Annotated in this window: 10 protein-coding genes; 3 read left to right on the forward strand and 7 right to left on the reverse strand. The window is 44.0% G+C overall.

Going from position 1 to position 12,524, the window contains the following annotated elements; translation table 11 throughout:
* The first annotated feature begins 84 nt into the window (after positions 1-84).
* The gene (locus tag X939_RS0109635) at positions 85-2,712 is read left to right on the forward strand and encodes a TonB-dependent receptor (protein WP_084299400.1); all 2,628 of its coding nucleotides are present in this window, start codon (positions 85-87) and stop codon (positions 2,710-2,712) included.
* 86 nt (positions 2,713-2,798) lie between these two features.
* Here X939_RS0109635 and hemC read toward each other — a convergent pair whose 3' ends face one another.
* The 7 genes from hemC to X939_RS0109670 form a co-directional block, all read right to left on the reverse strand.
* A complete protein-coding gene (hemC, locus tag X939_RS0109640) occupies positions 2,799-3,725 on the reverse strand; it encodes a hydroxymethylbilane synthase (protein ID WP_025763050.1) in 927 nt (308 codons plus the stop codon).
* A 15-nt stretch (positions 3,726-3,740) separates the two neighbouring features.
* On the reverse strand, positions 3,741-4,643 hold the full coding sequence (gene rimK / locus X939_RS0109645) for a 30S ribosomal protein S6--L-glutamate ligase (RefSeq protein WP_025763051.1): 903 nt from the start codon (positions 4,641-4,643) through the stop codon (positions 3,741-3,743).
* Positions 4,644-4,652: 9 nt separating this feature from the next.
* The gene (locus X939_RS0109650; RefSeq protein WP_025763052.1) at positions 4,653-5,156 is read right to left on the reverse strand and encodes an ATP-dependent zinc protease family protein; all 504 of its coding nucleotides are present in this window, start codon (positions 5,154-5,156) and stop codon (positions 4,653-4,655) included.
* A complete protein-coding gene (locus X939_RS0109655; protein ID WP_025763053.1) occupies positions 5,153-6,271 on the reverse strand; it encodes a DNA polymerase III subunit in 1,119 nt (372 codons plus the stop codon). Before X939_RS0109655 ends, X939_RS0109650 begins: the two co-directional genes overlap by 4 nt.
* A 22-nt stretch (positions 6,272-6,293) precedes the next feature.
* Positions 6,294-7,484, reverse strand: a complete 1,191-nt coding sequence (locus X939_RS0109660; RefSeq protein WP_025763054.1) for a putative sugar nucleotidyl transferase — start codon at positions 7,482-7,484, stop codon at positions 6,294-6,296.
* Between the two features lie 126 nt (positions 7,485-7,610).
* Positions 7,611-7,853 (reverse strand): type B 50S ribosomal protein L31, encoded by a 243-nt coding sequence (locus tag X939_RS0109665; RefSeq protein WP_025763055.1) that lies wholly within the window; start codon positions 7,851-7,853, stop codon positions 7,611-7,613.
* Between the two features lie 119 nt (positions 7,854-7,972).
* A complete protein-coding gene (locus X939_RS0109670) occupies positions 7,973-8,875 on the reverse strand; it encodes a sugar phosphate isomerase/epimerase family protein (protein ID WP_025763056.1) in 903 nt (300 codons plus the stop codon).
* 465 nt (positions 8,876-9,340) lie between these two features.
* On the opposite strand from X939_RS0109670, the gene X939_RS0109675 reads away from it, so the two are divergent.
* Both X939_RS0109675 and X939_RS0109680 read left to right on the forward strand, forming a co-directional pair.
* Positions 9,341-11,785, forward strand: a complete 2,445-nt coding sequence (locus X939_RS0109675; protein ID WP_025763057.1) for a ribonucleoside-diphosphate reductase subunit alpha — start codon at positions 9,341-9,343, stop codon at positions 11,783-11,785.
* 145 nt (positions 11,786-11,930) lie between these two features.
* Entirely contained in the window at positions 11,931-12,347 is a 417-nt protein-coding gene (locus X939_RS0109680; RefSeq protein WP_025763058.1) for a thiol-disulfide oxidoreductase DCC family protein, read from the forward strand.
* The last annotated feature ends 177 nt before the right edge of the window (positions 12,348-12,524 follow it).

Genomic DNA, 12,524 nt, shown 5'->3' on the forward strand with positions numbered 1-12,524 from the left:
TACAGCTATATCTATTATTAAAAAAAATGAATAATTAATGTCTTTACTTTGAAATTGTAAGTTGAATCCTTTATCAAAGAGATTATGAAAATATCGAGACTATTAGCCGTAATTCTATTTATGTTATTAACCTGTTTCAGTGTGATGGCCCAGCCACCCGGTGGTGGGCGAGGCGGAAACAGTGGGGGCGATAGCCGCCTGAGAAGTCGGGAAGCCGTTATACCTGGAACAGCAGAAGATGCACCCAAAGGAAATGGAAAGATTAAAGGGGTCTTAAAAGACTCATTAAGCAATAGTCCGGTGGAGTTTGCAGCCCTTTCTCTGATCGATATCAAAACCAACCGCCCAATTGACGGTACTACTACCGACGAAAAAGGGGAGTTCTCCATGTCTAAGGTCGCCAGCGGAGAATTCAAAATATTGATTTCCTTTATCGGTTATAAAAATAAAACCATTAATAATGTTAAGATAGATCGTAAAACCGACCTGGATCTGGGTACCATCATTATGGCTCCCGACGTAGTACAACTGAAAGAGGTGGAAGTAGTGGGCATGGCTCAGATGATCGAAGAGAAAGTCGATCGACTGGTATACAACGCTGAAAAGGATATTACGAGTAAAGGCGGTGATGCTACCGATATCATGAAAAAAGTGCCCATGCTGACTGTAGATCTCGATGGTAATGTATCGTTACGGGGGAGTTCGAACGTAAGGGTATTGATCAATAACAAACCATCGACCATTATTGCTACTAGTGTGGCAGATGCTCTGAAGCAAATTCCAGCCGACATGATCAAGTCAGTAGAAGTAATAACCTCGCCCTCAGCACGCTATGATGCAGAAGGTTCGGCAGGGATTATCAATATTGTCACTAAAAAGAGCCGTATTCAAGGAGGAACCCTGGACTTCAATACAGGGGTGGGTAACCGGGGCGCCAATGTAGGTTTACGCGGAAATTATCGTTCTGGCAATATGGGCTTTAGCCTAGGAGGTTTTGGTCGTTTCAACTATAATATGCCTGGTAAGTCAGAGAATACCCAAATAGGTAAGACTTCAGACTTTTCTATCGTTCAGACCAGCAATACGGACAACAAAATGTCTTTTGGGTCCTACAACCTTGGTTGGGACTATGACCTGGATTCTAAGTCGTCGCTTGCTGCCAACGTTCGCTATGGAATGAGAAATTTTAAGAATATGCAGGAACTGACCACCCTGAATCGGCAGGGAGCTAGTACTACTACCAGCTACAGAGATGTAGATGTGAAAGATCTGTCGGGTACCTGGGATGTTAATGTGGACTATTACAAAACACTTTCAAAGCCGCAGCAGGAGTTCAGTATCTCAACGCAGTACAGCCGCAACAACCGTACCAATGATTATGACGCTAATATTTTCTCCTTGAATAATACGCAGCTAAAGGAATTGTTAGGCTCCGAAGGAAATAATAATGCAAGCTTTAACCAAGAGAGTACGGTTCAGGTGGATTATCAGACGCCTATTAAAACCAACCAAATGATTGAGGTAGGAGGAAAGGGGATCTTCCGTCAGGTAGTGAGTGATTATGATTATTATAATACCATTAGCACTCCTCAGTCACCGAGCAATCTTAATTATGACCAAAATGTTGCCGCCGGTTATCTTTCTTATACCTTAAGCACAAAAAGTAAATTTTCTCTTAAGGCAGGGGCGCGATACGAGTACACGGGAATCAATGCCAGCCAAGGTGAAATAGGCGATCTTAAGATCCCTGCCTATTCCAATCTAGTACCGAGCATTAATTTATCACAAACCATCGGAAAAGGTCAAACGATAAAATTGGGTTATAACCGTCGCTTGCAACGTCCAGGGATTCAATACCTGAATCCTAACGTTAATACTTCCAATCCAAATAATATCAGTGTGGGTAATCCGGAGCTAGATCCAGAATTGACCGATCAGTTGGAACTAAGTACGAGCTTTTTTAAGAACTCGATGTATATTAATGTGTCTACCTTCGCACGTTTTACCAATAACTCTATAGAAAAAATCCGTACGACGAGTCCTGAGGGCGTTGTGACCTCTACTTATGGAAACATCGGAAATAAGAAGAACTATGGAGTGAATGTATTTGGTAATGTAACCTTCTTCAAAAAACTACAGATTAGCGGCGGTTTTGACACCTACTACTCAGACCTGTCCAATAATAGTCCTGACCCTGCCCTGGCATCTTCAAATTCTGGCTTTGTAACCAGTGGGCGTATGCGGGCTAGCTACTCTTTCAACCAAGGGTGGGGTATTCAGGCTGGAGCCTTTGCAAGAGGAAGGGATGTACAGCTTCAAGGGTATGAAACAGGGTTCCGTATGTATGATCTGGGTATCAAGAAAGACTTCGCCAATAAGCGTGGAAGCATAGGGCTTGCTATGGAAAACTTCCTTGCGCCTCGTTTCAATATGAAGTCCAGTGTAGAAACTTCGACCTTTACCCAGACCAATAATAATTATCTTTACAACCGAGGTATTCGGGTAAATTTCTCGTATCGGTTGGGTAAGATGAATTTCGTAGAGCAAAAAACCAAGAGAAGAAGGGGAATCAATAACGATGACCAAAAGGATGGTGGTAGCGATATGGGCGCTTCGGCAAGCCCTGCTCCCACTACCACTACGCCTACAGTGCGACCAGCGGTGTCGACCACTCCGGCCAGCCCGAGCAATGGGGCTACGAAAACCAATTAATTTATTAGAACAAAAAAAATGTCCCGAACCTAAACTCGGGACATTTTTTTGTTCTATACCATTCCAAAATCTGCTGCTATAGTCAACTAAAGCTGGCCTTTTATTTCCGCCAATATTTCTTTGGCTCCTGCTTCCAGTAACTCTACGGCCAAGGCAAAGCCTAAGGCTTCTGCCTGGTCCATTGCACCCCGAGTCTCTTTGCGTATTACCTTGGTGCCATCCAGATTGATAATACCTCCTCTGAACCAAATCTGTTCATCCACTAAGGTAGCCAGACCGAATACGGGAATGCTGCAGCCCCCTTCGAGCTTCTTCAGAAAGGCTCGCTCTGTTTTGAGGCATATCTCGGTGAAGGGATCATTAGTGGCCTGGCGAATTTTGTCCTTTCGCTCTGCATCCAAGGATTTAGCACATTCTACGGCCACCGTTCCCTGGCCTACAGCCGGTGTGAATTCGTCTAAGGGCAAGAGCTCGGCTATCTTATCATCGTATTCCATACGGTGAACCCCGGCATACGCCAGCAAAAGGGCATCACAATGTCCGTCTTCCATCTTCTTAAGTCGAGTCTGCAAATTACCCCGCATGTCCACGGTTTTAATATGTGGGTAAAGGCTCTTGAGTGTTGCTATTCTTCGGGTAGAAGAGGTTCCGATCACAAAGTCTTTTCCCGATTTCATTGAAAGCGTTTTATCGTGGCTGACCAGCACATCATTGGTCGTTTCTCGAGGCGTAAAAGCTATAATTTCGAACTTGTCGCCTAAGGAAGATTGCAAATCTTTAGCACTGTGAACTGCTATGTCAATTTCTCCACTAAGCAACTTTTCTTCCAGTTCTTCTGTAAAGACCCCCTTACTCCCAATTTTCGATAGCGACCGGTCCAGGATTTTATCTCCCTTGGTTTCTATCACTATAATTTCGGAAGTAATTCCGTTTTCCTGCAGGCGGTCTTGTATATAATAGGCTTGCCAAAGGGCCAGTTTGCTCCCCCTAGTTCCGATTTTAATATCCTTCATGATTTTAATCCAACTTTATACTCCAACGGTATCACCTTCGTCGGTAATAATTTTATCTTCTATGTACTCAATAATTAATGAAGCCACATCGATGTTCGATATGGTTTCAATTCCTTTTAATCCGGGAGAAGAATTGACTTCCATTACCAGAGGGCCTCTAGCCGATTGTAATAGGTCTACCCCCGCTATTTTGATGCCTAAAGCTCGAGCAGCGGAGACAGCGGCCTCTTCCTCTTCCGGCGTTAGTGTAATGGCTAAGCCTTCACCCCCCCGATGCAGATTGGAGCGGAAGTCGCCTTCATGCCCCTGGCGTTTCATGGCTGCTACTACTCTGTTGCCAATTACCAGTGCACGGATGTCGGCCCCTTTGGACTCGGCAATAAATTCCTGAATAAGAAAGTTTGCCTTCAAACCATAAAAGGCCTCGATGGTGGATTTGGCCGCCTTTGTGCTTTCCGCCAAGACAACGCCGACCCCTTGGGTACCTTCCAGCAGTTTGATAATGACGGGTGGTCCTCCTACCTGCTTGATCAATTCATTGACCTGTGAAGGATTCTTTGCAAAAACCGTTTTCGGTACATCAATACCAGCTTTGGCTAACACCTGCATGCTGCGCAACTTATCTCTAGACCGTAGTATCGCCTGAGATTTGACCGTCGAGAAAACCTTCATCAGCTCAAACTGGCGAACGACGGCGCAACCAAAGGTATTGACTGAGGTGCCGATTCGCGGGATGATCGCGTCGAGCTCTTCTACAGGGTTTCCCTTATAGATAATGGAAGGGTTGCCGCCTTCGATCATAACAAAACATTTGAGATGATCGATCACGACAGCCTGATGGCCTTTTTGTTTAATTGCCTCTACCAGTCTCCTTGTTGAGTAAAGCTCTGGGTTGGTAGATAGTACGGCGATTTTCATTTTATAGTTCTATTTAAGAGAATGCGGCAAGGATTCGGTTTGCTGCCCAGTTAAGGGGTTAGCGGCATGGTGTTGAAGCTTTCTTTTTACAGAAAGGTCTTTTTGAGAAACATCGATCAGAAAGCGGTTTTTAAGCAACTTGCGTCCCAATAAGATGGGGAATCGCATTTTTTTACGGTTAGCAAGTGAGAACTCAGTTTTTATCTTTTTTCCAAACAATTCAATCACCGTTTTGATTACATAACGCTTCTCGGCCAGGCCGGAGGAGTTTTTAACTACAGTCTCCTTAAAATTGGAGGTAGTAAATACATGTTCCGGAGCCCCTCGTTTGGCATCTAACTTTACCCGTAGTAGTGTGATTTCACCTTCCTGAATCAGTTTTACACTCGAACAATGAATAGAGGAGCTGGTGGCTCCTGAATCAATACGAGCTGAAGCATAGTACCAACCCAGTTCGGGGAAGTCTACATAGTCTGTTGCACCAATGGTTTCTAATACAGGAGTTGGTTTCATTTAATTTTGAAATAAGGAGCCATGGTTAAGGATAAATCCAGAAATACCATTTTTGCCCGCACGTTTCGTTCAATATGCAAATATGCCTTATTTATTTCATCTATCATTTTCCCAAGCGCATCAAAGGAGACGGCTTTCGAAAAGTTTTGTACGAAGGTAAGTACTTCTTCTGGTACCCTCAACAATTCGCCAGCCCCTTGTCCCCACAGCAGCATGTCTCTATATAAACGCAGAGAGTATTCTAGCAGGGCCTTCTGTCTTTCTTTGTTCATGGTGTCAAAATGGTCGGCGAGTTCTATCAATCGCGCTAAATCATATTTATAGCATGACCGCATCCAGTCGGCGAACAGGGCGTAAGTATCGTCTTGTTGCTCCTTCACCAGAGTTAGTGCCTCCGATAAGTTTCCGTCAGAAAGAAAGGTAGCTTGCTTGCTGAGGGGCTCAGGATAACCTCGCTGTACCAGATATTCCATTACTTGGCGGTCGGAAAATGCTGGGATGTGGATGCGCTGCGTCCGGGATAGAATGGTCGTTAGCAAGCGGTCAGACTGATCACTAATGATCAGAAATAAAGTCTTCTCAGGGGGTTCCTCCAATATTTTTAGCAGGGCATTTGCCGAAGAAGCGTTCATGATATCGGCCTTCCATATCATTAGGATTTTATATTCTCCTTCATAAGCCTTTACCGATAATTTACGCAACACTCCCCGCGATTCTTCTACTGAAATATTGCCCTGCTTATTTTCTGCGCCCATATAATCCAGCCACTGGGGTAGGGTACGGTAGGGGCCTTCGCTAAGAAAGCTCCTCCAGAGTGGTAAAAACGCTTCTGAGGTATTACCCCCAATTTTTTTTGAGCTAGCAATAGGGAAAATAAAATGAAAGTCCGGATGGATCAATTTCTGCATCTTAATGCAGGATGGGCAAACACCACAAGCATCTTCCGCGGATCTATTTTCGCAATTGATGTAGGTGGCAAAAGCCAGTCCCATAGCTAGGCCTGCTCCGCCCACGGTGCTGTCGAAGAGTAGTGCATGTGCCAAATGGCTCGTGGCTACCGATCTTTTCAGAGTGGCTTTGATGGGATCAAGGCCAGGAATGTCATTAAATAGCACTTTCTGCTTTTATTTACAGGTTTTACGACTGAGCTAACTCCTGTTCGCTCCTTGCCATTTCAAATATACGGGTTAATATTTGTTCTTCCTGTTCCCCAAATATGACATTTCGTCGCTGACAGGTATCCTTGGCAACAATTAAGGCCTTGTGCAGGCGGTAAAGTGCAAAGCCTTCGGCCCCTCCTCCCCAGCTAAATGAGGGAATATACTTCGGCTGAAAGCCTGCTCCAAATACATTCACATTAACCCCGACTACCGTGCCTGTATTAAACATGGTCGAAATGCCAGACTTAGAGTAATCGCCCATCATAAGGCCACAATTGACCAGACCTGTGTCTGCCAGGCCTCCTGATTTGTAGCTGTAAATACTGACAGTGCTATGGTCATTTTTCAGATTCGAATTATTCGTATTGGCCCCTAGATTACACCATTCTCCCAAAACAGAATTGCCCAGATAGCCATCGTGGCCCTTGTTACTATAGCCTAAAATTACCGAATTGCTCACTTCGCCTCCTACCTTACAGTAAGGGCCAATCGTGGTATTAGGGCGGATTTTGGCCCCTTGAGCGACGGTGCTGCCTTCTCCCATGGCAAAAGGGCCCTGGATGCTGGCGCCTTCCTGTACCAGCGTGTTACGTCCAATATAAATGGGTCCGTTTTCAGCATTCAATATCGCCGCTTTAATATCGGCCCCTGGCTCAACGAATATGTTCTCAGGCGCATAGCACCTCGTAAACGGATCATTGATCTCTGAACTTTGCCGTCCGGTAATCAGAAATCGATAATCCTCCACGATTTGTGCTCCATTATAGAGAAATAACTCCCAGGGATGCCTGATCATAGTGAAAGGTCCAGGATAGGGAATCATTTTTAGGTTGGCCAGGTCGTTCCGCCCATCCGCATAATAAGCGAGTAGTTCTCCTTCATTAGAATGGAGCTTCTGACCTGCAGATAGGTTGATAATAGCCTCTACCAAAGCCTCATTGGGGCAGAGGGCGCCATTGATATGCAACTGGAGCCCAGCGGGGGCGGCCTTAAATTTATCCTGAAGGTAGTCTTCTGTAAGATAAAAAACAGATCCCTGGATGCGTAGCGCCCATTTTTCAGCAATGGTTTGTATGCCACATCTCAGGGCAGCTATTGGCCGGGTAAAAGTAAAGGGACGAAGTTGTAAGCGAAGTGTGTGGTCGTCAAAAAAAACTATATCTGGCATAGGTCGTAGTGAAAATAATACGCCAAAGGTCGCTGATTTTTTTTTACCCACCAATAAGAAAGCAGCCTCTTTTGGCTGAACCAAAGAGACTGCTTATATACTTTACCAAAAAAATAGCCGTAACTATTATTTGTTATAGCGTTTTCTGAATTTATCCACACGACCTGCGGTATCAACCAGTACATTTTTACCGGTGTAGAAGGGGTGTGATTTAGATGAAACCTCGACCTTGTACACAGGGTATGTTTTACCGTCTTCCCAATCCAATGTTTCGTTCGTTTCAATAGTCGAGCGAGTGATGAATTTGAAATCGCTTGATAGATCCCAGAAAATCACTTCTCTATAATTGGGATGAATATCTTTTTTCATTGTTATATGGTATTTTGTGTTCTATACAATTCTCAAAAAGGAATGCAAAAGTAAAAATTAATATTTGACTCCGCAAATAATACTGCGTTATATTTTAATAAATTGAGCGTCAGTTATTTTTAGACTTCGCTGATCTGCTTTTGTAATTCCAATATTCCTTTTCGAATCTGGCTGTCGAAATTATCATAATGGAAACATTCTATTGACAAACCTCCCTGATAGCCAATTTGTTTTAAGGCGCTCAAGTAAGGGCGGAAATTATCGCCTTTCTCTCCTGGAGGGGTCCGGGCCTCTTTTTCGGCGATATGGCAGTGCACAATATGTTGGCCAAAACGGATAATTTCCGAGGCCGGCTCTTCCTCAACAAGCATATGGTAAATGTCGCAAAGTAGCTTTACTTTGGGGCTATTGACGGCTTTTACAATCTCTACACCTTCGGCAAGGCTATTGATGAAATTTGTTTCTCCTTTGTTTAAGGGTTCTATAGCGATGGTAACACCATACTTTTCGGCCAATGGAGCCATGCGGCGGCATAAGGCTATATGCTGCCTGAGTGCCGTGGCTCTGTCAAAACCTTCTGGAATATTCCTGGCTCCACCACTTCCAAATACGATGTAAGACGATCCGCATTCTTTAGCGCGTTTTAGGGCCAGTTCTGTTCGGAGCAGAGCTTCTTCATGTTTGAGGTCGGAGCCCACCGTTTTCATTTCTGCAGGTAATAGTACTACATAAGACCAGATGGGGAATTTTAAATTTTCTAGCTGAGCCTTATTCATCGTAAAGTCAGGGTCGTTGGGGCCCGGAACCAGGAATCGGCCTACGGCCTCTTCAATGTAGGTGCAGCCCAGCCCCCTGAGATACTCCGCATGGCGGTAGGCAGCAAACACGCCTAGGGGTATTTGAAAAGGGGCATTTATTTTTGAAGTGGGTAAGGAGGCTAATAAGGGGAGAGAGGCCATATATGTGGCTGCTCCGCTTACCGACTCAAGAAAAGTCCTTCGGTTCATCTGATTTGATTCCATAGGGTAGTCAGGGTTAAAAGCGTTAGAATGGGAATTTTGCCTGAATAAAAATAGGTTATTAAATGTGTTTGTGTTTCCATATTATTGCATATTGGATGGTCGAGATTTTTAAAAGTTTACAAATAAATCTATTTAAGTATTTGTAAATCAACTATTATTAAATTTTGTAGTGGGAAAAAGTTTCCCATTTTGTGGACTTTTTATTTTTCTATCCGGTAAATAATTTTTTTTTATTTTTTTTTGGGCAGTCCCGATGACTTAATATGCCGGTAACCTTCTTGAAATTAGATTTTTAACAATTTCTTAACACATTTGTTGGCGGATTCCCATTTTGGGGAGACCTGATATGGATTGGTTTTTACGTTAAATTACTGTTATTTCAAATGTTTTTTGGCGTTGCCAAAGACCCTGCTTGAGTATTAAAGAAATTTCTAACATCTTATAAAACAATATTTTACCATGTCAATGTATGTCATAAAGCGTGATGGACGCCGTGAGTCTGTCAAATTCGACAAGGTGACGGCTCGGATTGAAAAATTGAGCTACGGATTGGATCCTAACTTTGTTCAGCCGGTAGAAGTAGCGAAGAAAGTTGTTTCCGGTATTTACGATGGCGTGACCACGGCTGAACTCGATAATCTGGCGGCGGAAACGGCTGCTTCTATGACAACCAAACACCCCGATTATGCCATTCTGGCGGCCCGGGTGGCAATATCTAACTTACATAAAAATACCTTAAAGTCTTTTTCTGCTACCATGAAAAGACTTTATACTTATATAGACGAAAAAACAGGAGAGAATGCCTCCCTTATATCAAAAGAAGTTTATGAGGTAATCAGGAAAAACGCCTCCTTACTCGACTCTACTATCATTTATGACCGGGATTATGGATACGACTATTTTGGTTATAAGACCCTGGAGAAATCCTATCTCCTTAAGGTGGAAGGCAAAATTGTAGAACGCCCCCAGCATATGTTGATGCGGGTAGCCGTGGGCATCCACCAGACTGATGTACAGTCGGCCATAGAAACCTATCATTTGTTGTCGGAAAAATGGTTTACTCATGCCACCCCAACCTTATTTAATGCAGGTACACCTAAGCCACAGATGTCCTCCTGTTTCTTACTGACGGTCAAAGAGGATAGCATCAGCGGAATTTATGATACACTGAAAGATTGTGCAATGATATCCCAGTCGGCAGGTGGCATTGGATTAAGTATCCACGACATTCGCGCCACCGGGTCCTATATCAAAGGCACAAATGGAGTTTCCAATGGAATCGTGCCTATGTTAAGGGTATTTAATGATACGGCGAGATACGTGGATCAGGGAGGTGGAAAGCGGAAAGGCTCATTTGCTATTTATATGGAACCTTGGCATGCCGATATCTTCGATTTTCTTGACCTGAAGAAAAATCATGGTAAGGAAGAGCAGCGTGCAAGGGACTTATTTTACGCCCTTTGGATTCCTGATCTTTTCATGAAAAGGGTTGAAAGTAACGATACCTGGTCCCTATTCGACCCACATGAATGCCCGGGACTCTCCGATTGCCATAGTGAAGCCTTCGAAAAGCTCTACCATCAATATGAACTAGAGGGTAAGGCTCGTAAGACTATTAAGGCCCAAGATCTATGGTTCGCCATCATGGAGTCGCAGATCGAAACAGGAACTCCTTATATGCTATATAAGGACCACGCCAATAGTAAGTCTAACCAGAAAAATTTGGGGACGATCAAATCATCGAACCTATGTACGGAAATTATAGAATATACTGCCCCAGACGAAACAGCGGTATGTAACCTGGCATCTATTGCTTTGCCTAAGTTTGTGCAGGAGGGGACAGATGGATTCTTGCATTTCGATCACCAAAAGTTATACCAAATCACGAAGGTGATTACCCGGAACTTGAACAGGATTATTGATCTGAATTACTATCCAATCCCGGAGGCTGAGCGTAGTAACAAGCGCCATCGGCCCATCGGAATTGGTGTTCAGGGACTAGCGGATTCTTTCTGTATGTTGCGTATGCCCTTTGATTCCGAAGAGGCTCGCCAGCTCAATAAAGATATTTTCGAAACTATTTATTTTGGCGCGATGGAAGCCTCTATGGAACTGGCCAAGGAGGAGGGACCTTATCAGACCTGGGAAGGAAGCCCTATTTCTCAAGGTATTTTCCAGTTCGATATGTGGGGTGTTACCCCTGACAGCAATCGTTGGGATTGGGAAAAACTCCGCAAGGAAGTCATTCAGAATGGGGTCCGTAACTCCTTATTGTTGGCTCCTATGCCTACCGCTTCTACCAGTCAGATACTCGGTAATAATGAGTGCTTTGAGCCTTTTACGTCCAATATTTATGTCAGAAGGGTTTTGTCGGGAGAGTTCGTAGTAGTAAATAAATATCTTCTGAAGGATCTGGTGAAGCAAGGATTGTGGAATGAAGAAATGAAAAACAACCTGGTGCGGACGAGTGGGTCGGTACAGGCCATTCCTAATATCCCTCAAAATATCAAGGATCTTTATAAAACCGCCTGGGAAATAAAGCAACGTAGCCTACTGGATATGTCTGCCGACCGGGGAGCATTTATTTGTCAGTCCCAGTCCTTAAATATATTTATGGAAGAGGCTAATTTTGGCAAGCTTACCTCCATGCATTTTTATGCTTGGAAGAAAGGTCTGAAAACAGGAATGTATTATCTGCGTACCCGTGCGGCTTCCGATCCGGTACAGTTTACCCTGGGCAAGCAGTCGGAAAGGCAATTGGAACCCGCTACCACAGCAATAGCCGAGAAAGAGCTCAACTACGCTGCCTATGCAGAGTCACATGCCAAGCCCTTACCCGTGCGCGATTCCCGTGCCGATATGCAGTGCTCGCTCGATGATCCCGAAGGATGCGAAGCCTGCGGCTCCTGATGCATACCACTAAACCAAAATACAAAAAACTCCCTGCCATCTGCGCGAGGGAGTTTTCTTTTTTAGGTATAGGAAAATAAAAGTGCCAGAAAAGAAGGGATTTTTTAGTTCGTAAATTTGGTTGTATATTTTTTACATACGCGTGATGATCGAACCAACTATGTCAACAGATCATATCATTTTTTATGATGGAGATTGTGCTCTGTGTAATCGTTTCGTGCTTTTGCTACTTCGGTGGGATCGTAAAGGCGCCCTCCGTTTTAGCTCACTTCAGTCCGCATTTGGACAGGAGATGCTAAGGTCGCAGGGTAGGGCGCTCCAAGATTTCGAAACTTTCCTATATCTGGAAAATGGAGTCTTATTTGAAAAATCAACGGGCATTCTCAGGGTATTTCGATATTTTGGAGGAGGTTGGCGTATACTTTCTTTGCTGGAATTACTCCCCCGTTGCCTTCGCGACCGTATTTATGATTGGGTGGCTCGCAACCGGCAGCATTTAATGGGGCAATCTGGCAGTTGTGCAATGCCACGCCCCGAATGGACCGGTAGGTTTATTGAATGACTTCCCTCCTGGCTGTGAAGGGCTAAATCCATATTCCTGTTGTTTTTAGGAGAAATTGCCCAAACGGTCTTACCTTCGTACCAGAAATGCTTCAAGTGCTATTTCTGTAACTTCTTATTCGTTAAATAAAAGCTATTTTTATCAGTGCATTTACCTCCTTTGCTTAAATCTTCTTTT

The organism is Dyadobacter tibetensis Y620-1, from assembly GCF_000566685.1.
GTDB lineage: Bacteria > Bacteroidota > Bacteroidia > Cytophagales > Spirosomataceae > Dyadobacter > Dyadobacter tibetensis.